At 46.1% G+C, this 23,799-nt stretch carries 18 protein-coding genes; 6 read left to right on the top strand and 12 right to left on the bottom strand.

Annotation, left to right across the window (positions count from 1 at the left end; translation table 11 throughout):
* Positions 1 to 20: 20 nt before the first annotated feature.
* The 5 genes from JHD69_RS03895 to JHD69_RS03875 all read right to left on the bottom strand — a co-directional run bounded on the left by JHD69_RS03895 (position 21) and on the right by JHD69_RS03875 (position 6,156).
* Entirely contained in the window at positions 21 to 884 is an 864-nt protein-coding gene (locus JHD69_RS03895) for an SPFH domain-containing protein (protein WP_199137589.1), read from the bottom strand.
* Between the two features lie 5 nt (positions 885 to 889).
* On the bottom strand, positions 890 to 1,063 hold the full coding sequence (locus JHD69_RS03890; RefSeq protein ID WP_199137586.1) for a hypothetical protein: 174 nt from the start codon (positions 1,061 to 1,063) through the stop codon (positions 890 to 892).
* Between the two features lie 142 nt (positions 1,064 to 1,205).
* Entirely contained in the window at positions 1,206 to 2,792 is a 1,587-nt protein-coding gene (locus JHD69_RS03885; RefSeq protein ID WP_233165681.1) for a S10 family peptidase, read from the bottom strand.
* 199 nt (positions 2,793 to 2,991) lie between these two features.
* Positions 2,992 to 4,257 carry an alkaline phosphatase family protein gene (locus JHD69_RS03880; protein WP_199137585.1) on the bottom strand — a complete coding sequence of 422 codons (1,266 nt, stop codon included), beginning with the start codon at positions 4,255 to 4,257 and terminating at the stop codon, positions 2,992 to 2,994.
* 3 nt (positions 4,258 to 4,260) lie between these two features.
* Complete coding sequence (locus JHD69_RS03875; RefSeq protein WP_199137583.1) at positions 4,261 to 6,156, bottom strand: alpha-amylase family glycosyl hydrolase; 1,896 nt, start codon at positions 6,154 to 6,156, stop codon at positions 4,261 to 4,263.
* Positions 6,157 to 6,410: 254 nt separating this feature from the next.
* Here JHD69_RS03875 and JHD69_RS03870 point away from each other — a divergent pair, with 254 nt between their 5' ends.
* Both JHD69_RS03870 and JHD69_RS03865 read left to right on the top strand, forming a co-directional pair.
* Positions 6,411 to 9,116: a PAS domain-containing sensor histidine kinase gene (locus JHD69_RS03870; protein ID WP_199137575.1), complete on the top strand. Its 2,706-nt coding sequence runs from the start codon at positions 6,411 to 6,413 to the stop codon at positions 9,114 to 9,116.
* 31 nt (positions 9,117 to 9,147) lie between these two features.
* Positions 9,148 to 9,516, top strand: coding sequence for a response regulator (locus tag JHD69_RS03865; RefSeq protein WP_199137573.1), 369 nt, complete (start codon positions 9,148 to 9,150; stop codon positions 9,514 to 9,516).
* Positions 9,517 to 9,555: 39 nt separating this feature from the next.
* On the opposite strand, the gene fabF is transcribed toward JHD69_RS03865, so the two are convergent.
* From fabF to JHD69_RS21440, 7 genes are all read right to left on the bottom strand, one after another.
* Positions 9,556 to 10,809: a beta-ketoacyl-ACP synthase II gene (gene fabF, locus JHD69_RS03860; RefSeq protein ID WP_199137572.1), complete on the bottom strand. Its 1,254-nt coding sequence runs from the start codon at positions 10,807 to 10,809 to the stop codon at positions 9,556 to 9,558.
* A gap of 74 nt (positions 10,810 to 10,883) precedes the next feature.
* Positions 10,884 to 11,630, bottom strand: coding sequence for an SDR family oxidoreductase (locus JHD69_RS03855; RefSeq protein WP_199137571.1), 747 nt, complete (start codon positions 11,628 to 11,630; stop codon positions 10,884 to 10,886).
* A 98-nt stretch (positions 11,631 to 11,728) separates the two neighbouring features.
* On the bottom strand, positions 11,729 to 12,316 hold the full coding sequence (locus JHD69_RS03850) for a TetR/AcrR family transcriptional regulator (protein ID WP_199137570.1): 588 nt from the start codon (positions 12,314 to 12,316) through the stop codon (positions 11,729 to 11,731).
* Between the two features lie 477 nt (positions 12,317 to 12,793).
* A complete protein-coding gene (locus JHD69_RS03845; protein ID WP_199137569.1) occupies positions 12,794 to 13,447 on the bottom strand; it encodes a GDSL-type esterase/lipase family protein in 654 nt (217 codons plus the stop codon).
* 5 nt (positions 13,448 to 13,452) lie between these two features.
* Positions 13,453 to 14,655: a glycoside hydrolase family 172 protein gene (locus JHD69_RS03840; protein WP_199137568.1), complete on the bottom strand. Its 1,203-nt coding sequence runs from the start codon at positions 14,653 to 14,655 to the stop codon at positions 13,453 to 13,455.
* Positions 14,649 to 15,722, bottom strand: coding sequence for an SGNH/GDSL hydrolase family protein (locus JHD69_RS03835; RefSeq protein ID WP_199137566.1), 1,074 nt, complete (start codon positions 15,720 to 15,722; stop codon positions 14,649 to 14,651). Before JHD69_RS03835 ends, JHD69_RS03840 begins: the two co-directional genes overlap by 7 nt.
* 1 nt (position 15,723) lies before the next feature.
* Positions 15,724 to 16,599, bottom strand: a complete 876-nt coding sequence (locus JHD69_RS21440) for an AraC family transcriptional regulator (protein ID WP_370583449.1) — start codon at positions 16,597 to 16,599, stop codon at positions 15,724 to 15,726.
* 226 nt (positions 16,600 to 16,825) lie between these two features.
* Between JHD69_RS21440 and JHD69_RS03825 the strand changes: the two genes are divergently transcribed.
* The 4 genes from JHD69_RS03825 to JHD69_RS03810 are packed head-to-tail and all read left to right on the top strand — an operon-like array spanning position 16,826 to position 23,788.
* On the top strand, positions 16,826 to 19,999 hold the full coding sequence (locus JHD69_RS03825) for a SusC/RagA family TonB-linked outer membrane protein (protein WP_199137563.1): 3,174 nt from the start codon (positions 16,826 to 16,828) through the stop codon (positions 19,997 to 19,999).
* A gap of 18 nt (positions 20,000 to 20,017) precedes the next feature.
* Positions 20,018 to 21,634 carry a RagB/SusD family nutrient uptake outer membrane protein gene (locus JHD69_RS03820; RefSeq protein ID WP_199137561.1) on the top strand — a complete coding sequence of 539 codons (1,617 nt, stop codon included), beginning with the start codon at positions 20,018 to 20,020 and terminating at the stop codon, positions 21,632 to 21,634.
* A gap of 35 nt (positions 21,635 to 21,669) precedes the next feature.
* A complete protein-coding gene (locus JHD69_RS03815) occupies positions 21,670 to 22,695 on the top strand; it encodes an IPT/TIG domain-containing protein (protein WP_199137559.1) in 1,026 nt (341 codons plus the stop codon).
* A 7-nt stretch (positions 22,696 to 22,702) separates the two neighbouring features.
* On the top strand, positions 22,703 to 23,788 hold the full coding sequence (locus JHD69_RS03810) for a phosphoglyceromutase (RefSeq protein WP_199137557.1): 1,086 nt from the start codon (positions 22,703 to 22,705) through the stop codon (positions 23,786 to 23,788).
* Positions 23,789 to 23,799 lie beyond the last annotated feature (11 nt).

Genomic DNA, 23,799 nt, shown 5'->3' with positions numbered 1-23,799 from the left:
TGCTCAAACAGCGGCTTCTTCTACTTGATTGGCAGCATCAAACTCGAATTGCCTCCGGCTTGCGTGGTGGGCAGCGTGCCGTTCCATTTTTGGATCCATTGCTGCTGGATCAACAGGGGCGTTAACGATTGCTGCCTTAACCGATTGGCTTCGGCTTCGGCCTTTGCCCTTACCAAAAGCGCTTGGGCCTCGCCTTGCGCAGTAGCCACCTTTACCTTGGCTTCGGCATCTGCCTGCTTGGCCTGGTTTTCGGCTTTGAGCCTGGCTTGGATAGAGGCATTCTTTTCATCGATCATTTGCCTCAAGCTTTCTGGCGGCGTAATGGCCGAAGTTAGTTGGTCGTACACAAAACCGTCTTTGCTCAGGTTCTTGGTCAAGATGGTCTGGATCCGGTCTTCGAACCTTTCGCGGTTAGACATTACCGAATCAGAACTAAAAGAGTTGGCTACGATCCGATAGGCATCATAAATGGTATTGCGCATAAATTGCTGTTCTATCTCGCTCAAAGGCTTGCGATATTGCCTGTAGATTTGTGGCACCATCGAAGCATTGACATGATAGTTGAGCTTGGGATCTACCTTAAACTCGGCCGCATCTTTTGTAGTTACCACAAAGGGCTCATAATCTACCGATTGGGTGTAGGTAGGAAATTCAACAATCTTGGTGGTCCAGCTGTTGTACCATACCCTACCGGTAACAATGGTAATGTTATCCACTCCTCGGTCAGAGCCATACAAATTGATTTTGATCCCCACGTTTCCGGCATCGATATTCTCGTAGGTAAAAGGCTGGACAAGATAAATGATAAAAAGTACAACGAAGATCAGCACGTATCTTACTAGTCTTTTAATAAATGTTCCACTGGTTTGGGCTTGAAATTGCATGAGCGTCAGATTTTTTTGATGAATATTACTAAAGGTCTGTATATGATACCAATGCCTAGCACCACCTCGAATAAACCAAGCCCAACTTCAAAATTGGAAGGCTTGCTGATGTTATCCAAGCCAATGGTAAGCAGCACAATGGCCACGACTACCCTCAAGAGCAGTAAAATTTGTTTCATAGATGGACCCTTATTTTCAGTAATGATAAATAATTGAACAAAAATTATCAAATATTTAGTTCAATTGATAATCAGGAATTAGACAAATAAAAAAGGCCTACGTTACCGCAGGCCTTTAGATTTATTGTAGTTAGTTAATCGTTTAGAATTTGGCAGGCACGCCAGGCTTAGGCAAAGCCTTTTGGATAAACTCCCTGATGTGGTCGTTGCCCATGGCCAAATCCGGCTTGCGCAGGTACATCATGTGGCCGCTTTCGTAGCCTTCCCAAGTCATCCTGTCTTTGAGCTTGCCGCTTGGATCCATTTGCCACATGTTGTATTTGGCATTGAAATAGTCGCAGGCCCCATCGTAATAGCCTGACTGTACCAGCAGGTGCAGGTACGGGTTTTGTGCCATGGCCGCACGCAAGTTCTCGCCGGTTCGGTTGCCCGTATTATCCCAAGGGTTTACCGGACCGAACATATTGTATTTCAAGTCGGTTTTGTAGTTCAGTTCGTTGCGCAGGTACATGTTGATGGCCGGTGTAAACGAATGCAGCCAAGAAGTAAGCTCGGCATTGTAGTCTGGTCCATCGCCGGCATCAGCCCTGTCGATACCCCTGTATCTCGAATCCAATCGGCCAACGGTATAGCCTTTATCGCGTAAAAGCTCTTTCCAAAACAAGTTGGTCGATACATCAAGGTTGTTCTGTAAAATCACCTTTTCAGAGATGCCAGAATATCTCGCCATTTTGGCTGCGATCTTTTTCTTTTCGTCCACGGGTAGGAAACCGCCTTTGGTAATGGCTGGGATCAGCTCATCCACCGTAAACTTCTCTACTTCTGGCAACATGGCCTGTAGTTTTTTGCCTTGCAGGTCGGCAGGCAACATTTTGTGGTACCATGCTGTGGCCGCAAAGTAAGGCAGGCGCAAGGCCGCATCCATTACGGTTCCTCTTTCAATGCCCAATTCTGTTGGCGATACCAAAATAACCCCGTTCAGGTACATCCATTGGTTGCTTTGCAGCTCTAGGGCCAAACCCGAAACGCGGGTTGTGCCATAGCTTTCGCCAATCAAGAACTTAGGCGATGCCCAACGGTTGTTGCGGGTTACAAATGTATTGATCCACTCGGCCAAATAACGGATATCGGCCCTAACGCCAAAAAATTTACTTCCCGGCACGTCTTTGCTCGTGGTACGAGAATAGCCCGTATTCACGGGGTCGATGTAAACGATATCGGCAATGTCGAGAATTGAAGAACTATTGTCTTTATAGCCATAAGGCTGAATTGGGTAGCCTTCGTCGTCGATATTTAAGACCACTGGGCCGGTATAGGCAATGTGCATCCATACCGAAGCCGAACCTGGTCCGCCATTAAACGAAATCACCAACGGCCTGCTGTCTCTGTTTTGGATATCGGAACGCTCATAGTAAGTATAGAACAAACCGGCAATCGGCTTGCCTTCTTCGTCCCAAACCGGCAAAGTGCCCGTAGTAGCTTTATAAGGTATGGTTTTGCCTTTAATGGTTACGGTATGGTTGGTAACCACCGAGCTTTCTGGGTTAATTGTTCTCGACGAACCCGATGCTGGCGCAACGCGTGTGGGTGCGTCTTCCTTTACCACTGGCGCAGTTGATGCGGGTGCTCCGGCCTGGCGCTGTGGGTTCTGCCCTTGTCCGCGTTGTTGGGCCTGGGCAAATCCGGCTAGGGTTAAAGCAATTAAAGTTGTCGTAAATATTTTCTTCATATCGTTTTGGTTTGCTTGATCAGTAAATATCAAAAATTGAATGCACATTTTACAAAAGCACTGAAATTGTTACCATCTTAGCGATTGGCACAACAGGCCATGGACCATCTAGCAGCAGCGCGGCCAATTTAACAGGAGGGAATTAAGAGGTTGCCAAAACGTAATGTTTACCGAGCATTGAAAGCCATCAACTCAAAACTCATTGTTTTTCTTTCAATATCGGTTGCAGCACCTTGAGCTTGCCGTCAATTTTTTCAGTATAGTTTAAGCCTAAGATATGCGCAATTAAAGGATAGACATTCACGTTTTCGAAAGCCGGAATTTGCAGTTGCGATTTAAAGGCTGGCCCCCAGGCATAAAAAATGGCATGCATGTCGGGTATGGCCGGATCAAAGCCATGTTGTCCCCTATCGGGTTGCACCCCATTCACATTAAATACCTTGGGCAAGTGTGGCACCAGTAAAATATCGCCAATTCGGTTGTATTTGTCTTCTTTTTTGTTGTAATGCCAAACTTTGGGCACCTTCTTGCTCAAATACACATCATAGTCTTTGGCTTCGGCCTTTAAGGCCCGATAAGTGGGTTTTACAAAGGATGGATCTTTGGCATACAAATGCAACAGGGCATTGCCCGGAGTTACTGTAAATTCAGTTAAACTAACCGCTTTAGGCAATGGAATGGTATTTTGGTTATCGATAGTTGCCATGCCGTGGTCAGACAGCAGGATAAAATTGGCTTCAATGCCAGTGGCTTTTACCGCTGCCACCAGCTGGCCAACGGCATCGTCTACCAGCTGTACGGCCTTTCTGGTTTCTTCAGAATCGGCGGTGTGTTTGTGGGCTGCCTGGTCTACCTGCGGAAAATACAGTGCTATGAAATGGGGTCTTTGCGCGGCAGGCAATTGCAACCAGTTCTTCACAATGGCTACCCGTCGCTCAACCGGAATACTTTCGTTATAATTAAAAAGATAGGTCGGCCTAATGCCATTCATCGAGATTTCTGACCCTGGCCAATAAAATATGGCGCTCAGCATTTTTTGTTGCTCGGCCAATACCCAAAGCGGCTTGCCAAAATACCAAGAGCTGTCAACCGCCAGCAGTTTATCCGATTTCTTGTAAACAATGTTCCGTTGCTTATCGTAAAAGATATTGTCTACGATGCCATGGTGCGATGGATAAAGTCCGGTGGCAATGCCGTAATGGTTCGGAAAAGTAAGCGAGGGGAAAGAAGGTTTCAAATACTCGGCCTGTACCCCGCCTGCTCTCAGGCTTATCAGGTTTTTGGCCTGGTATTTATCAGCCAGATCCCACCTGAAAGCATCAATGGAAATTAAGATTACATAAGGCTTTTGCTGCTGTTCAATACTATTGAACCTATTTGGAACTACCTTTTGCACGGTATCTTGTGCGTGTAGCACCATGGCGCAACCCAACCATACCAGTACGGCAACTAATCTTTTGAACATCTTTTAATTTAATGTTTGTTTGCTGTAAATGTGATATTCTCCGGGAGCCAAAGTTGCCGAATAAATACTGAGGGGCATGTTCAGGCTAGTGCCACCAGCGGCATCGGTCCAGGTACCGTTGGCTCCAAAGTCGATATTGGCCGTTTGGCTGACCACATCAAAATTGCCAACCACTACTACCGTATTGCTGCCATTGGTTAATTTGATGTATTTTATGCCTCCTGTTAAATTGTAGGCAGGATTTTGACCGGCAAAAATGGCGTTGTTTTTTTTAAGCCTGATCAGTTTAGCATAGGCATTGAACAGCGCTCTTCTTTGTGTATGATCATAATAGTCCCATCTAATGGGCTTCTCGCCGGTCCGGCCGTTGTAGTCGATGCTGATATCGTAGCCCAATTCGCCAAACTGCCAAACCATTTTTGGCCCAGGCATGGCCAACAGAAAAGCAGCTGCCATTTCTTGGCGTTTTAGGGCAGTAGCTAGATCTTTAACCGAATAGCTGCCTGATGCATTGCCATAATTGATGTTTTTAAAGTTCAGGCGTTCTTCGTCGTGGCTTTCTATGTAATCGACCAGGTTTTCTGATTTGGCGAACCCGTGCTTGGCAAAAAATCCCCACGAAAAATCAGATTGCCCTAACCAGCCCATGGTAGCCTCGTTCATGTCGTGGTTCAGATTGCTCCACAACATCATGCCTTCATCGGCCAGTACCTTTTCTTCGGTTGCATCGGCAAAATGTTCTAAAATCACATAGAAATTATTGGCATCTAAGCTTTTGATATAATTGTTGTATTCTTTCCAAATGGCAATCCTGCTGGCATCATAGGCCGCAAAGCCTGCATCATTAGTGGTATAGTTTTGGGTAAAGCCTTTTGACAAATCGAACCTGAACCCATCAATTTTATATTGTTGCATCCAGAACTTCACTACATTTTTAACAAAATATTTGGTAGCCGGACTTTCGTGGTTAAAATCGTAGCCCACATTGTAGGGATGCTTGGCATCAACATTAAACCAAGGGCTGTTACTGGTGGGCTTGTTGCCATCAAAATACAGTTGCACCATTGGCGATTGGCCAAAAGAATGGTTCAGCACCATGTCCATAATCACGGCAATGCCCCGGCCATGGCACTCGTCAATAAAATTTTGGAGTGCGGTTTTGGTACCATAGTATTTATCGGGTGCAAAGTAATAAGACACGTTGTAGCCCCAGCTCAGGTTGCCCTCAAATTCGGTTACGGGCATCAGCTCGATGGCATTGATGCCAAGGCTAACCAAATAATCGAGTTTTTGCAAAGTAGAAGCATAGGTATGTTCCGTAGTAAAATCGCGCACCAGTAATTCGTAAATCACCAGGTTGTTTTTGTCGGGCCGCGTAAAACTGTTTTTCCAGGTATAGGTAGGCTGATTGGCCTGCATTACGCTTACGATACCCGTAGTTTTGCCCGTAGGATAGGCCCGCAGGTTTGGATAAACACTGGCCGTAATGTAAGGGTCGTTATCTGGATCGAGTACCTTTTCGCAATAAGGATCGGCCACTTTTAAGGTGCCGTTTACCAAAAACTGATAAGCGTATTCGGTATTGGGGTTCAGGCCATCAATTTGCACCCACCAGGTATTGCCGTCGGCAGTATTCTTCATCTGGTAAGATGCCGATACCTGCCAATTGTTGAAGTCGCCAATCAGTGCTACCGAAGTTTTACCGGGCGCATACAGCGTTACAATGGCCGAAGTACCTCCATTGATAAAAGCCACCCCATCTTTGGCACCGGCAGGCAGTTCGTTGCTTGGCGTAGGCGTAACCGGAGTTACCGGCGTTGGTTCTGTACTGGTTTTGGCCTTTTTGCAAGCCGTTAAGGCTACTGCCACCAACAGCAAAAGGTAAACTATTTTTCTCATGGCGAAAGATTGCTAGGTTTCAAAAATACTTAATATTAGCTATTTAAAGCTATAAAGCCCAGGTAATTTTCGAGGCTTTGCAAATTTTTGGCCGTTAATCAAGGTTACCCCTTGTGTGGCGCCTAAAAGCCGTGGCTTGCCTTTTTAAAATATCGATACAATAATTTTTTTAACCACAACAAAAAAAATATTTATTTGTTAATTGAACAATTAATCGTTTCTTTTAGCAATTAACAGATAATTACTGCAGTAGCATGACCGATGGCTTCATTAGTGGGGGTGGCGAATGTGGTGCCCTCATACGCTCGATCAACTGGGCCGAAAACCCACTTGGCCCCATGAATGAATGGCCGCAAAGTTTGCGGACAACCCTTAGCATCCTGATCAATTCCAAATTCCCGATGTTTTTGCTTTGGGGTCCTGAATACATTTGCTTTTACAACGATTCTTACCGGAAAAGCTTGGGCAATAACGGAAAGCATCCCAAAGCCATGGGCCAGCGAGGCAAGGAATGCTGGGCAGAGATATGGGATGAGGTTGGCAGTATGCTCGATGGCGTACTGTACCGGGGCGAGGCTACTTGGAACGAAGATATTTTATTGCCCATTTACCGCAATGGCCATATTGAAGATGTGTATTGGACATTCAGCTACAGCCCAGTTAAAGACGAAAGCGGAAAAGTTGGGGGCGTGTTTGTGGCCGTTGTAGAAACCACAGACAATATCCGTATGCTCAACGAGCTGAACGAAAATAAAAAAGAACTCGAATTTGCACTGAATGCGGCAGAACTGGGTACCTGGGACCTGAACCCGCTTACCAATAAATTTACCTGCAATAACCGCCTCAAAAGGTGGTTTGGCTTAGATACTGAATCAAATATCGATTTAAACATAGCCATTGAAGCGATTATACCCAAAGACCGGGAAAGGGTAAAAGAAGCCCTCCAAAAATCGCTCGATCACGAAACCGGGGGCCATTATACCATTCAATACACCATTAAGAATGCCAAAACCGGCAAAGAGCGCATCGTAAAAGCCCGGGGCAAGGCATTGTTCGACGCTAACAATGTAGCCTACCGCCTGAACGGAACCTTGCAAGACATTACCGACGAGATTATGGCCCAAAATGCCTTCAAAGAAAGCGAAGAAAATTTCAGGAAGCTAATCCTGCAGGCACCTGTAGGCATGATTATCCTGAAAGGCGAAGCATTTTTTGTAGAAGAGGTTAACGACACCTATCTCAAGTTGGCCAACAAGGAAAGAAAAACCTTCGTCGAAAAACCGTTATGGGAAGCCTTGCCTGAGGCCAAATCGCTGGGTTTTGAGCATGTACTTAAAAAAGTGATGAAAACCGGCATTGCGCACTACGGCAACGAACAGAATATTACCACGGTTAGGAACGGCAAAAAAGAAACAACCTACATCAACTATGTTTACGAGCCCTTAAAGGATATTGACGGCAGCATTAACCGCATTATGGTAGTGGCCATAGACATTACCGACATGCTCGAAAGCAAACGCAAGATACAAGATGCCGAAGAACGTGCCAGACTGGCCACAGCCGCAGCTGGTCTCGGTACTTTTGATTTGGATTTGCGCAACGGTCAAATGGCAACTTCAGAACGTTTCGACGAGATTTTCGGCTTCGACAGGCATGTGGCCCGTTCGGCATACACTAGTGTAATCCATCCCGACGATCGTGAAATCCGCATCAATGCCCACAGACGGGCGCTGGATATTGGACAGATTTATTACGAAGCCCGGGTTATCTGGAAAGACCATTCCATCCATTGGGTGAGGGTTGAAGGAAAAATCTACTACGATGCCGACCATAAGCCTTTACGCATGCTGGGCACCGCCATGGATATTACGCAACAGCGCCAAGCCAAAGAAGAACTGCTACAGATTAACCAAAGGCTTGAAATTGCACTTGAAACGGGCAAGCTAGGTTCTTACGAATTAGACTTGCGTACCCAAACGCTAAAGCTTTCTGAGCAGTTTTACAAAAATTATGGGTTAAAATCGGAAACTGTGCTCAGCTACGAGCAGCTGCTCAATTTTATAGTACCCCAGCAAAAAGAAGCCGTTATCGAAGCGCTTAACCAAGCCATCGCCAATGGATATGTATACGAAGGCGAGTATCAGATTAGCTGGCCCGACCAATCGCTGCATTGGATCAAAGAATCGGGTAAGGCCCAATACGACGACCATGGCAACCCGATCAGCTTTATTGGCGTATCCTTTGATATAACCGAGACCAAGCAGCTCCAACAGCAAAAGGACGATTTTATCGGCATTGCCAGTCACGAGCTCAAAACGCCGGTAACCAGCATCAAGGCGTATACGCAGGTATTGGAAAGAATGCTGCTTAAAAAAGGAGATATTGTAGAAGCGGGGCTGATGAAAAAGATGGATGCCCAACTTAACCGCCTCACCAGCCTCATCGGCGATTTATTGGATGTAACCAAGGTAAACTCTGGCAAACTGCAATACAACCATACCTATTTCGATTTTAACGAAATGATGCGTTTTGCCATCGAAGAGCTGCAACGCACCTCAGAGAAACATCAAATAAAGGAAGACCTGCAAGAAATAGGGCTGGTTTTCGCCGACAAGGAGCGTTTAAGCCAAGTGGTGACCAACCTCATCACCAATGCCATCAAATATTCGCCAGAAGCAGAACAGATTATTGTACATAGCCGCATAGAGGGCGAAAATATCCTGGTTTGCGTAGAGGATTTTGGCATCGGTATTGCTGAAAATGATTTGAACAAGGTATTTGAACAGTTTTATCGGGTAAGCGGCAACATGCAGCATACTTTTCCGGGTTTGGGACTCGGACTTTTTATTTCATCAGAAATCATTAAGCGCGAAGGAGGCAAAATCTGGGTCAGCAGCAAAGAAGGCAAAGGATCCAAATTCTGTTTCTCTATACCAAGAGCACGTGCCAACGATTATTGAATACTTAGCCAATCAAATAAATATAAATGTAATGAACAGCAGGAACAAAAGGGTAACACTTGCCGACGACGATCCCGGAATTTTGGATGCGGTAGGCATGATGTTGGAGATGGAGGGCTACGAGGTGAGCACCACCTTGAACGGAAATACCATTCTGAACACCGAAAGCCGACTACCTGACATCTATGTACTCGACATCTGGATGTCGGGATCTGATGGACGGGAATTGTGCAAGAAGCTTAAAACCGACGAAAAAACGAAGAATATCCCGGTAATTTTGATTTCGGCCAGCAACGACCTGCAAAAATCGGCAGAAAGTGCCGGCGCCGACGATTTTCTGGCCAAGCCCTTCGAAATAGACAACCTCTTGTCTAAAATAGAAAACTGCCTCCAAAACTAATTGAAGGCAGTTTTTTATTAAATAAATTGGCCCTGCCGATTAGTCTGTTTTGTATTTTTTAAACAAACTGGTTGCCGTGTGCCCTCCAAAGCCAAAGGTATTGTTAAGCACATAGTTTACTTCTTGATAAAGCGGTTTGCCCAATACAATTTTCAATCCGGCCGGAACAGCCTCGTCGAGCTCGGTGGTATTGATGGTTGGCGGAATAACATCGTGTTGCACAGACAGCACCGAAATAATGCTCTCTATGGCCCCGGCTGCGCCCAACAAGTGGCCCGTCATTGATTTGGTACCGGTTACGGCAACTTCATGATCGCCAAATACGCGTTTAATACCCATCAGCTCGCTAATATCGCCAATACCTGTTGAAGTGGCATGGGCATTGATATAATCGATATCCTGTGGCTCAATTCCGGCTTCCTTAATGGCTTTGCTCATGCCTAAAACGGCACCTAGGCCTTCGGGATGAGTACCGGTGAGGTGATAGGCATCTGCGGCCATACCCGTTCCTACCAATTCGGCATAGATTTTAGCACCGCGGGCCAAGGCATATTCCAGGTCTTCCAAAATCAGGGCACCTGCCCCCTCGCCCATCACAAAACCATCGCGCTGCTTATCAAACGGACGTGAAGCGCCCTGCGGATTTTCGTTGTTTTTAGACAAGGCCTGCGCGGCATTGAAACCACCTACCGAAGCTTCGGTAACCGCCGCTTCAGAACCTCCGGCTACCATAATTTTGGCCTTGCCCATTTTAATGGTATCAAAGGCACTGATAATGGCTGTGTTAGACGATGCACAGGCCGAAACCGTACAATAGTTTGGTCCATAAAGCTGGTGACGGATAGAAATTACACCCGCAGCAATATCCACAATCATTTTCGGAATAAAATAAGGATTGAACCTCGGCGTACCGTCGCCTCCGTTAAATTCTTTCAGCTGGCTTTCGAAGGTGCTAATACCTCCGTTTCCGGTAGCCCAGATTACGCCAACATCATAGCGCTCTTCTTCGCTCATCTGGCCAAAATCCAATCCGGCATCACGAATAGCCTGATCGCTGGCCGCAATGGCGTACTGGGTAAACATGTCGTACTTCTTGACTTCTTTTTTATCAAGATAGTCTTCGATGTTAAAATCCTTTACCTCGCAGGCAAATTGTGTTTTAAATTTCGAACTGTCGAATTTCGTAATGGGACCGGCAGCACTTTTCCCAGCCAGGATATTTTCCCAAAATTCGTTTACCGTGTTGCCTAAAGGCGTAATGGCTCCAAGCCCGGTTACAACTACTCTTTTCATAAAATGTGTTTTATTGACAAAGCCCATCTGCAAACAACCTGCTAATCAGCAAACTAGACAGCCGAATGGCTGGCTTAGTTTCGCCTCCCGTTCATTGCGTTCAGTGCTTCGGAGGGCGAAGATAGGAAAAGCTCATAAATTTTAGCGGTATCGCCTACCCTGATCTCAAAATCGTCGTTGGCCAGCGCCGCCAACAAATCGGTCGCAACTACTGCGGGATGGATGCCGTGCTCGCCACCAATTTCTGTCGAAAAAGCCGTATTGACCAACGGTGGCAACAATTCGAACACCTTAACCGAAGTACCTGCTAAAGTAAGGCGTAACGAGGTTGTGTAAGAATGCAGGGCTGCTTTGCTGGCTGCGTAGGTTGGGAGGCTGGCACCAGGCACATAAGCCACAATAGACGATACATTGACGATAGCCGCCTCCTCTTGCGTTCTGAGTAATGGCAACACTAGTTGATTTAGCCTCACAATAGCCAAATAATTGGTCAGGATTTCGGCCGATGCGTTTTCGAATGCAGGTTGCGAATCATCGTTCAGGCTGTAGTAAAAGGCACTACCTGCATTGTTGATGACCATGTTAAGCTGCGGAAAATCCTGCTTCAGCGTAGCTACCAGCTGTTCAACATCTGCCGCCTTGCTTACATCCGCCTTGATGGCGGTTACCTTGCCCAATTGTTTCGCCGCTTCATCTAATCGCTTTTGGTCTCTACCAATGATGATAACGCGGTTGCCACTTTCAATGAGCAGTTTTGCAGTTTCGAAACCAATACCGGCACTACCGCCGGTAATTAGTATGGTATTGTTTGTTGTTTTCATGTGATTTAGATTAAAAATTTATAATTAATTGTATAGTACTGAAGAGTTGGGTATGTTTTCTATTTTATACCAATCGGTATATTTTTGGTTAAAAAAAATCAGCTCCATCCTTCGATCATTTTTTGCATCGAATCCATGATCATTTGCATCGCTGTTTTGCTTTCCAGCAGTTTGGCAATCATAATGCCTCCCTCAAACAAGGCAATTATGGTTAGCGCCACCTGCTCGGGTATGATTGTTTCGTTTAGTTCCTTATGGGCGATGCCCTGTTCTACAACTTGGATAATATTTGCTTTCCAGGATAAAACCGCCTGTGCGGCTCTCTTTTTCAAGGCGTCATGCGTGTCGTCGGCCTCAACAGCGGTATTGAGCACGGCACAGCCTCCAGCATCTAGGGGTGGCTCAAAAACCTGCGAATAAAACTCGGCAAATACCAGGAGCTTGTCTTTTGCCTTGGTTCTTTTGGCCATTTCTTTACCAATAGCCGAGCTTACACGTTTGAAATTATAGTCGAAAACGGCAAGAGCCACTTCGTCTTTATTGGCAAAGTTGCCATAGATACTTCCTTTGGTTAGCCCGGTGGCAGTTGTCATGTCGGCCAAAGAAGTACCGGCAAATCCTTTTTTGTTAAAGATTGGCGCAGTTTTTTCGATGATGTAAGCTTTTGTCCGTTCTGCTTTCGACATGTTTATTTTCAATTGACTAAACAAATATATACCGTTTGGTATAATCTGCAAAGCATTGTTGCGTTTTGTGATTTTTAGAAGACAAACCAACAGTTTTTTATTCACCACCGAAGACACCCCAGTTAGGCTAAGATGAACGGCTTGAGCAAATAATGACTAAGACAAAATGGGCATAGAAACATGCAGCTTATAGCTTAACCATTAAGAAGCTAGGATTTCAGCCAGATGCAAAACACCATGAACTTATCGCCCTTAATTCCTTCCTGTTAAAAGAGAAAGCAGGTAGCCTAGGTGCCAACCATTAAGAAGTTAAAAGTCACCTCTACCGAAAACACCATCAGCTTATTGCCCTTAATTCCTTCATGTTAAAAGAGAAAGCAGGTAGCCAAGCAAATGATTCTGAGGTGTCTAAGGCGGTGAAAGACTAAGACCAACCATTAAGGTACTAAGAATTTTAAAACAAACGCTCGAAGGTGTTTATTTCAAATAAGGTTCTATAATTTTTTGCCAGATGGCATAACCTTTGGCGTTCATGTGCAGGTTATCCGACAAGAAGATGTCCTGCATTATACTTCCATCAGCATTGAACATCGAATTGTAGGTATTGATAAAGGTTACCCTTCTCATTTTTTTAGCCATTTTGGCTATCATGCCATTGGCTTCAATCATTTTAGCCTGGTATTTGAGCCTTGAAGGACTTGGCTTAATCGAAATATAAGCGATTGGCACCCTCGGATATTTGGTTCTGATCAGTTCAATGAGTTGTTTGACACGCGTTGTTACGGTGTCGGCCGTGATATGGTCGCCACCTGTAAAATCGTTCTCGCCACAATAAATTACAATCTGCTTAGGCTGGTAAGGAAAAATGATATCGTTGGCATGTTGGATCACATTGGGCAAGGAAGAGCCTCCAAAACCACGGTTAATGATGGTATGGCCCGGAAAATAGTCCTGTACATCTTTCCATTTGGTAAAAGTAGAGCTGCCAATAAACAAAATGGCTTTTTTAGGCGGAAAATGCAGGCTATCCTGTTTTTTAAAGTACTTAATTTCGTTTAAGAAAGGATCGTTTTGAGCATTTACCGTTACAAACGAACTGATCAGCAAGAAGAATAAAAGAAATCTTTTCATCGGGATTATTTTATGGTTTTTAATTGTTGTGTACGTATAGCTAATGGCTGTAGAGCTGGTAAATTGTTACTGGTTTGGTTAAGATAAAAATAACTCGTGGCCGAATAATCGTCAATGCGATAGAATAAAACGCCACCTGGACGAAATTGTTCATCACTTAAATGCGGAGCGGGATTCATGGCATTCAGTTTCAAATAACCAATTTTAGAATTGGCAATTACCGGTTTCATTTTTACCCCTTTGCTCAGCAAAGCCCTCGCGGTTTCTAAACTCGAACCGCCTAATTCTTGAATGGTGACCCGCATGCTCTGGGTAAAGTAGATCTCGTCTGGTACGTGATACCTATAAAATGCAAAATAGCCCATTTTATTATCGGCAATTAAACAGCCTTGATATTGATGGTTAAATGTTCCTAAGCCCCAGGCTGCGCCTACATAATCTTCAGTACCTGTTCCATTGATAGTTGGGTAGGGACCATCTTCGTCGATATACATTTTTACTTCGCCCTCGCCCCACCAAGTACCTTGATATAGCGAATCGGCAATAACGCCAATATTAGTCCCTAAAAAGCGTCCCTTCCCAGTAATTTTTGGCAATATCTCAAAATCTTCACCCAGATCGGCTTTGATTTTTCTACTCCAATAAGCATGAAAATAAAGAACATCATCCTGATGTGGTGCCGTTTCTAAAATGGCAACATCATAAAAAAGGTTCACTTGAAGCCGACTCTCGTTTACAAAAATGATTTTGGCCTGCTTGCGAAAAGGCATCGGAATAAAGCAATTGAAGGATTTACCCTCTGCATCGCTAAAAAAAACCGATTCGAAAGGCCGCTTCTGCCCCAAACCCAATCCAAAAAAGTCGCCAATAGGCACATCCACTGCTGGTTTGGCATCTCCATCCCAATACATTTGGATACGGATAGAACGCAACACTTCTGGACTACGCTCGCTAATGGTGCACCAAATACGTTGCACAATTCCCGTCCCCAGGTAGTCGACAATAGTCCTGCTCTTTCCAGGAAAAATTGTCTCGGTAGCATGGCCTTTAGCGCCATTATTTTCCTTGCCTCCACTGCCTTTGGCTCCGCTCATATTTTCGAAGCTGATTAAGCGAGAATTTACGCCACTTTTCATCCTGAACAATTCCTGCCCCTGCAGGGAATTTGCACAGCAAGCCAAACAAAGCAATAGCATAAACCTTACCATTTCATCTCCTTTTTAAGGTAAGTGGTGAGTTCTTGGGCTATTTCTTGCTGTTCGGCCATCGAAGGGTGGCTGCTACAGCCTTTTATAGATCGCTTTACAAAAAAATAAGACCCTGTATTGCGTTCGCCTTGGCTGTTTAAAGTGGCCCGAACAGCCGTAATGTACTTTATTAATGCCGTTTTGAGTGCCTGGTCGGCCATTGGGCTAGTTAAAAACACCAATTTGGCTTGAGGGTAATAGCTGCGCAGGGTTTTGGCAAAACCGACATAGGCATTGCAGAACTTGGCCGAATCTTGTATGCCATCGTTTTGGCCCAAACACACCGTTACCACATCGGGTTGGTAATTGGCAAAGTTCCATTTCAGGCTATCTTTAGCCATGCTGACCTTGTCAAACACCTGGGGCATCAGTATTTGCTTATCGCAGCAACTATGGATCAAACCTATGCCCGAAACCGACGACAAGTGCCATTGCGCATTAAGGCTGCGTGCGGTGGTAGGCCCATAAGCCATCCAGGCATTGTGCTGGTCGTACCACTGCGCATGAGGTGCACCACATTTGATTGCGCTTTCGTCGGCACCAAAGCCACAGGTAATCGAATCGCCGATAAATTCAAGCTTGCGCTTGGCCTTGGTTGGTGGAGGCAACAATTCGCGGCAAGAAAAGCCCAGGAGTTCGATATAACCATTTTCGGCCTCCGTATCTTTGCAAATGAGTAGCGTATGCACGCCAGGCGAAAGATCTTTGGCCAATTCCAGTGTATTTTCTCTCCCTTTGAGCTGTAACCTACGGGCCGGCTGACCATCAACAATTACTTCGATGTAATTATGCACCGTGCCCCATAGCATTTCGTCGTTGAGCTGCACCATACACGAGGGTCCTTTGAACCGGATCACCACGTAGGCACCCGAGGCCCAAACCTTTGGCCGCAGCTGATTGGAAAAGTCGAACCGGCCCGTGTATTGGATATATTGGTGATCGGCCGTATAAAATTTGTTTCCTGCAGGATTGGCCCGACCAGCCAAGGCCATCATCCCTAAAGCCAGTATCAAAAAAAAGTTTTTCATCTTATACAAAAATTCGGTTGCCAGACAGGTTCTCTCTAAATTCTTTTGGCGTACAGCCTTTTTTCTTTTTAAAAATGCGGTTAAAGTTAGAGATGTTGTTAAAACCGCAGTTATAAGCCACTTCGGCAACTGCCTCGGTGGTATCGATCAGCTTGCGGGAAGCATGACCCAGCCTGATTTCGATGAGGCTATCGATGAAGCTTACGCCCGTTCTACTTTTGAAAAACCGGCTGAACGATACCTCGGTCATGTTGGCAATGCGTGCCACCTCTCCTAAGGTTACCTGTTTATCGAAATTGAAATTGATGTATTCCATTACCTTTTCTACCCTGCGGCTGCTGTACGAAAATTCGGCCTGGCTAAAGGTCGAGTCAGACAGGGTGCGCATGTTTCGAGAAGTAGAAAGGTCGTGCAGGATAGACATGAGCTCGAGTACCGAGTCAAAACCATGTTTTTTATTCAACTGGACTAAACGCGGACCGATCTGCTGTGCCGTGGCGGCCGAAAACAAAATACCGCATTTCGATTTTTCGAACATTTCCCTAATCACCCTCAATTGGTTTCGGCGCAACAGCTTTTCGTCAAAAAGATCCTTATGAAACTGGATGGTTACCTCATGTATTTCCTTGCCGGCCAGTTTATGGGTTTCCCAAACATGGGGCAGGTTTGAGCCAATGAGCACGAGTTCGATATCGGTTATTTCTTCAATATGGTCGCCAACTACCCTACGGGCGCCGCCGGCATTCGAAATAAAGTTCAATTCCATTTCTTCGTGGTAATGCAAAGGGAAATCGAAATCCTTTTTTGTCCGCTCGAAAATGGTGAAACAATCGCTATTGGTTAGCGGGGTTATTTCTTTGATTATATTGTTCTGCACGATAAATGAATAAATAACATCAACTATATGGATAAAATAATATCACAATCAAATATAAGGCAACCTGCCGTAAATCATCAATAAAAACCTGATTACAACCACTAAAGTAATTCAAATTTTAAAACGGGGTATAACATAGCGATAAAAATACTATAAATGGATAAAATAGTATTATTCATTGCGTTATATTGCGCCCTACTTTTGAGTAAACCAAATAAAACGACTTATGCTGAATAAAGTAACCAAACATTTATTGGCTGCACTTGTATGTTTCCTAGCTTTCGCCACCTGTTTCGCACAAGACAGAAGGCTTAGCGGAAAGGTAAGCGACGAAAACGGGCTAACGCTTCCGGGCGTTTCGGTAAGCGTAAAGGGAAGCAAAACTTCGGTAAGCACCGATGCAGAAGGAAACTTTGCGATCAATGTGCCCGCCAATGCCCAAACGCTTGTTTTCACCTTTTTAGGAATGGAAGAGCAAGAAGCCACCATCGGCACCAGAACCACATTCAACATGGTATTAAAAACCAAAAGCACCATGCTTTCCGATGTGGTGATTGTAGGCTATGGCACCGTGAAAAAAACCGATCTTACCGGTTCGGTTACCCGAATTGGGAGAGATCAGCTGCTTACCGATGCGCCAACCAATGTGTTGCAGGCGCTGCAGGGGAAAGTAGCGGGTGTTAATGTAACCCAAAACGACGGCGCGCCTGGTGCCGGATTAAGCCTCCGAATTAGGGGGTCCAACTCCTTTTTAGGGGGAACCGAGCCACTTTATGTAATCGACGGCGTACCTTTCAACAATTCGAGCAGCGGTTCTACGCCGGCTTCAATCGGCGATGATGAAAAACAGACCTTGAATGCCATGTCTTTCCTCAACCCCAACGACATCGAAACCATCGACATCCTGAAAGATGCTTCGGCCACAGCCATTTACGGATCGCGTGGCGCCAATGGCGTAGTGCTCATTACCACCAGAAAAGGCAAAAGCGGCAAAGACAGGATCGAAGCCAATTTTACGGTGGGACAGGCCGAAGTTTCAAAAACCCTCGATGTTTTGAATCCTGCTGAATATGCCACTTACCAAAACCTGGCCTATGCCAACTCCAACAAATACACCGGCACCAATTATACCTTGCCCTATCCAGGCACGCAACTGCCCGATCCTTTAAATCCTGGCCATACTTATTATGCCAGAGGTCCACAGGATTTTGTTGGCGACAACAATTCTTGGCAGGACCGTATTTTTCGCAAAGGCCTTTACCAAAACTACTCGATCAACGTTTCGGGAGGCACCGATGCAGGCAGCCACAGCCTAACTTTCAGCTACCTTAACCAGGAAGGCACCATTTCCAACTCAGACTACAACCGTTTCGGCTTGAGCATGAACCTGACCCGGAACATCAGTAAAACGATTAAAATAGGCACCAGCACGTCTATTGCCAGTTCTACAACCAACGGCGTTAAAACAGGCACCGACAAATCTGATGCCGCCAGTGCGGGTGTAATCCGTGCGGCCATCACTTTTCCTTCTACGCTAACCGATGCTTTGGCTTACGATGGTGTAGGCGATGCCTTTATTACCAATCCGCAAATCTATGTAAACGATGTGCTGAACCGCGTCAAGGGATTAAATATCTTTTCTTCCAACTACCTGGAAGCTACTTTCCTCAAAGACTTCAAGTTTAGGCAGAACATTGGCTTCAACTATGCTTCGAGCAATAGGGACCAATATTACCCACGAAGCGTTTACGAAGGCTTTGCCGTGAAAGGCTGGGGCCTCAAATCAGACAATTTATGGAACAGTGGCGTTGCCGAAAGTATTTTGACCTACAACAAACAGCTCAACAAGCATAGCCTTAATGTAATGGGTGCCGGCACCTTCGAGCGCACCAACGGCCAAAGCAAAAGGGCCGAAGCTAAAACGTTCCCTAACGATGCCTTGGAAAACGAAAACCTGGCCGCGGGCGAAACCGTGTTGCCGGTTATCACCAACAGGTATCAATCTACGCTGATTTCGTTTTTGGGCCGTGCCAACTACAGCTATGACGACCGTTACCTCCTAACCGTTTCTTATCGCCAGGATGGTTCGAGCAAGTTTGGCAAAGACAACAAATGGGCGGGTTTTCCATCGGCTGGTGTGGCCTGGAAAGTCTCTAACGAAGATTTCATGAAAAACCTCAAGGTCATCAACGAGCTTAAGGCACGCTTCAGCTACGGGCAAACCGGTAACCAAGGCATTGGCTCTTATGCCTCGCTGGCTAAGCTGAGCGTATACAACTATCCTTTTGGCGGCGCCGTACAAACAGGCTTGGCCAATGATCTGTATGCCGGACCGGCCAACGAAAAACTGAAATGGGAAACCACCACAGCCTACAACCTCGGCTTGGATTTAAGCATGTTCAAAAGCAGGCTGAACCTGCATGTAGACTTGTATAAAAAAATTACCAACGACCTGTTGCAGAACCTGATTATCCCTTCTTCAACAGGTTTTCAAACCAAGCTGGTTAACTCGGGCTCGATCCAAAACAGGGGTCTGGAAGTAATTTTAGAGGGCGCTATCATCAAGAAAAAAGATTTCGAATGGAGCTCGAACTTTAACGTCTCGTTTAACCGTAACAAGATCCTGAGCCTGAGCAAAGATGTAACCGAGCAGTATGGCCGCAACATTTCTACCGGCGATGCGCCATTTATCCAAACCGTAGGCAAACCCATCGGCGCACTTTATGGCTATGTAGAAGATGGCTATTACGACAATGAAGCCGAGGTAAGAAACGATCCGGCTTATGCGAACCAAAGCGACGCCATTATTTTGCGAACCATTGGCGAAATCAAGTATAAGAATCTGGACAACGATCCAACCAGCATTTCGCAAACCGATCGCACCTTTATTGGCGACGTCAATCCGGATTACACCTTTGGCTTTACGAACAATTTCCGCTACAAGCGCTTTGACCTGAGCATCTTTATCAATGGGGTGCAGGGCAACGACATCATCAACATGAACACCCGTTTTAACGGCAACCTGGGCACCAACAAAAACATCACCCAGGATATGTTTGATGGCGCCTGGGCACAGGGCAAAGACAACAGCCAAGCTACCGGCCCTAAAATCATGCGCCAGTTTTTCAGGAACCAGTTGTTTAGCAGAAGATTTATTGAGGATGGCAGCTTTGTACGCATCAAAAACGTCACACTGGGCTACAATGTGCCTATTACTTCAAAAACGGTGAAGTCGCTCAGGGTGGCCTTTGGTGTAAACAACCTGTTTACTTTCACCAACTATTCTGGCTATGATCCTGAAATCAACAGCTATGGCGATAATCCTGCGCTGTTTGGCGTCGACCTCGGCGGCTACCCTAATTCAAGAACCTATAACCTGTCGCTACGCTGCAGTTTTTAACCTATTCAACCTAGCATTATGAAAGCGATTTCAACTTATATAATTGCACTGGCCGGCCTCATGGGGGTAGCCAGCATGAGCTCTTGCAAAAAGGCACTCGAAGAAAAGCCCTATTCCTTCTACTCGCCGGAAAATTTTTACCGCAACGAGAGCGATGCCAAGGCGGCCATCAACGGGGTATACAACGAGCTGTATACCTACGATTTGTACCTGCAGCCTTTCTGGAACATGACCATTTTAGACGACGACCATGTATCGGGGGCCGATTGGTTTCTGGGCACTACCGGAGCCGGCAATCCGCAGGCCTATTTTGGCTGGGACAGGCCTTGGGTAGGCTGCTACGCCATTATTGCCCGCGCCAACACGGTTTTAGAAAATGTGGTTAACATTACCAACATCGATCCGGATATTAAAAACAGGATTTTGGGCGAAGCTTACTTTTTAAGAGGTTGGGCCTATTTTCAACTGGTACAGCTGTATGGAGGCGTTCCTTTGCGCTTAAAATCGCTGTCGGCCGAAAACCCGGAAACCAGTGTGCCACGTGCCACGGTTAAAGCAACCTACGATGTTATTATCAGCGACTTTAAAGCCGCCGAAAGCATGTTATTACCTCTGGGCCATGCCAAAGCTGGCGAAGCTGGTCGCGTAAACCAAGGCGTAGCCAAGGCCTTTTTAGCCAAAACCTACCTCACCATGGCCTCGGGCGCCTCAACGGGCAATGTAACCGTACGTGGTGGCACCGACAATGGCTATTACACTTATGCCAAAGATGTAGTGAAGGGATTGGAAGGATTAGATGCCAAAGCTTATTACACCTTGGCCAGAGACAAAGCCAATGAGGTGATTACCAGTGGGCTTTACTCGCTAACTACCAGCTGGAAAGACCTATGGAGCATTGCAGGCCGCAACTCGAAAGAGCAGATGTGGGAACTGCAGTCGCTAGCTGGAACTGCCTTTGTAAACAACCTTTGCGCCTATTTTTCGGCCAGATCTACCTTTGGCCAAGGTGCGGTTTGGACCACCAACAACCACTATAACGATTATGAAGATGCCGACAAACGTGTGTTAGAGGGCGTATTCCACAACTATCAAACCTTGCAGGGCACTTATATTTTCTACCCATCGTGGCAGGCCGCCCAGTACAAAGTAGTAAACGGCATTACCTACAACAACACCGGCAGTACTACCGCCGAAAGAGCTTATGTGATCAAATACAGCAGCGTTGCCGACCCTAACGTAGCCAATAGCGATGCGTTTTATCCGCTCCTGCGTTATTCGGAAGTATTGCTGATGTATGCCGAAGCCGAAAACGAGGTAAACGGCGCTACCTTGGCAGCCTATAACGCCTTAAATGCCGTAAGAGGCAGGGCCAATGCCACTAATGCACCGGCCAACATGACCCCAGAGCAGTTCCGCAGCTTTGTGCTGGCCGAGCGCGCCCGCGAGTTCAACCTCGAAGGCATCAGACGTTTCGACCTGATGCGCTGGGGCATCTACCTGCAGGTGATGAACAAAATCAGTTCGGGGCAGAACAACATTTCCAAAGTGCGTTCGCTGAAAAACCTCCTCCTGCCTTTGCCATTAAACGAATTGAACTCCAATACGGCCATCAAGGGTAACAATCCCGGCTGGTAAAATAGTTTTTAGTCATAAATTTAAATCAAAACATGATGAAAAGAACTCGATTAACACTTGGTTTTGGCATGCTAACAGCCGTGCTGATGCTATTGGTGGGCTCATGCAAAAAAGACAAGTCTGAAAATACGGCGCCTCCCACTTTAAGTGAGGTAACCAACCTGAGCGCCCGCACTACGCCACTGGCTTCGGTAGGCTATGGCGAGTGGATTATCATTAAAGGCACCAACCTGAGCACCACCTCAAAGGTAGATTTCAATGGCACCTTGGCTGCCGATTCGCTCACCTATGCCGACGAAACCAGCATTACGGTCAAAATTCCGGCTAACCTAACCGACCCGATCAACAACCCGATAACAGTAACCACCAAATACGGCTCGGCCACGCTCAACTTCAAGATCATGCAACCCGCACCGGTTATTTCCAGCTTTGATCCGCCGGCTGGCAATCCCGACGACCAGGTCACCATTAAAGGCAATTACTTTAAAGGCTTAACCGGGGTAACCATCAATGGCGTTGCTGCTACCGTAGTTTCGAGCACGCAAACCGAAATCAAGATCAAAGTACCAACTGGTGTTTCTTACGGACAAGTAGTGGTAACCACGCCTGTCGGATCGGTTACCGCCAGCAAAACCTTTGGCCTTAAGCATATCATTTTTGATGATGCCTTGCGTGGTGGCTGGAGCAATACCTCGTACAGCAGCACTTACGACATGACCCAAAATGTTATCGTAAGACGTGGCACCATCGCCATCGGGCATAAATTTACCGTGGGCTTCGGCGCGGCCAGGTTCAGGTGCATCCCAACTTTCAGCACTACCGGCTATACCACTTTGAAAATCTCCATTTACGGAGGTCCGGGCACTGCCGGCAAAAAAGTAAGGATTTCGGTAACCCCGGCAAAGAGCACTTACGATCTGGTATTAACCGAAGGCGCCTGGACAGACTACCAAATTCCCTTGATCAACATCGGCAGCCCTACTGCCATAGATTATATTACTTTTCAGGAATTCAGTGGCCTAGCCTCGCAGATTTATATCGACGACGTAGGCTTTTATTAAGAAACAGATGCGTTTAGTTTTAGTTACCATTTGCCTATTGCTGGGCTTGCAAACCAGCTTTGCACAACGAACCCGAAACGTGGTGGTCATTACTTTTGATGGCTACCGCTGGAAGGATTTGTTTAATGGTGCCGATTCGAGCAACCTGTTTGGCAAGAAATTCACCTCGCAGGACTCAGCTTGGCGCGTACGCAAGTACTGGAGCACAGACCTCAACCAAAGAAGGGCAAAACTCATGCCCTTCTTTTGGAATTACCTGGCCAAGCATGGACAGATTTATGGTGACCGCAACTACGGTAACATGGTTAATGTAACCAACCGCTATTGGTTTTCGTACCCTGGCTACAACGAAATATTTACGGGCTATCCCGATACGCTGATCAATTCCAATTCGCATCCGGCCAACCACAACATCAATGTGCTGGAGTTTCTGAACAAATTACCCGAGTTTAAAGGCAAAGTGGCTACTTTTACCTCGTGGGATGCTTTTTATAAAATCCTGAACGCTGAACGTTCGGGCTTCCCCATCAACTCGGGTTTCAACAATGTAAAAGGCGACAAGTTAAGCGAGGTACAAAAGGCACTGAACGACCTGCAGCATTGGTTGCCCAAAGATTATGGAGGTGGTGAGCGACACGACGGCATTACCTATGCTTTGGCCAAGGAATACGTAAAATTGAACCATCCGAGGGTTTTGCAACTGAGCTTTATCGAAACCGATGCTTTGGCCCACAGTGGCAAATACGATTATTATTTAGATGCCGCCAATTACAACGATGCCATGATTGCCGATTTATGGAACTACATGCAGAGCGATCCGTTTTACAAAGACCAAACCACCTTTATCATTACCGAAGACCATGGCCGAGGCTACGAAGACAACTGGCAACACCATTATTATAGCGTACCCCACTCTAACGAAATATTTTTGGCCGTGATGGGCCCCGATACCAAGCCCCTGGGCGAAGTGAAGCAAAAAGGCCAACTGTACCAAAACCAACTTGCCCAAACCATTGCTTCGTTTTTAGGAGTCAAATTCGAGAATGGCCACGAAATAGGAAAACCCATCAAAGAAGTACTCTCCCCCAAATAAATGCCCCTTAC

The organism is Pedobacter sp. ASV12, from assembly GCF_016429155.1.
Taxonomy (GTDB): domain Bacteria; phylum Bacteroidota; class Bacteroidia; order Sphingobacteriales; family Sphingobacteriaceae; genus Pedobacter.
Note: the sequence above shows the minus strand (reverse complement) of the source record. Positions and strands in the feature narration are given on the sequence as shown.